The organism is Deinococcus alpinitundrae (assembly GCF_009982895.1).
Classification (GTDB): domain Bacteria; phylum Deinococcota; class Deinococci; order Deinococcales; family Deinococcaceae; genus Deinococcus; species Deinococcus alpinitundrae.
This window is the reverse complement of record NZ_WXZL01000280.1, coordinates 1-268: the sequence shown is the minus strand read 5'-3', so window position 1 is coordinate 268 and position 268 is coordinate 1. Positions and strand designations below refer to the sequence as shown.

Below are 268 nucleotides of genomic sequence, written 5' to 3'. Positions count from 1 at the left end.
AATACGGTGGTTCCGTATTATTAGGATTGGAAGGTACCGTAGTTAAAGCACACGGTAGTTCAAATGCTAAAGCTTTTTATTCTGCAATTAGACAAGCGAAAATCGCAGGAGAGCAAAATATTGTACAAACAATGAAAGAGACTGTAGGTGAATCAAATGAGTAAAACAGCAATTATTTTTCCGGGACAAGGTGCCCAAAAAGTTGGCATGGCACAAGATTTATATAACAACAACGATCAAGCAACTGAAATTTTAACTTCAGCAGCAA

Annotated in this window: 1 pseudogene; it reads left to right on the top strand. The window is 36.9% G+C overall.

Going from position 1 to position 268, the window contains the following annotated elements:
• Window positions 1-164, top strand: a pseudogene (locus GUI70_RS25760) (hypothetical protein); the annotation flags it as partial.
• Window positions 165-268: the final 104 nt, after the last annotated feature.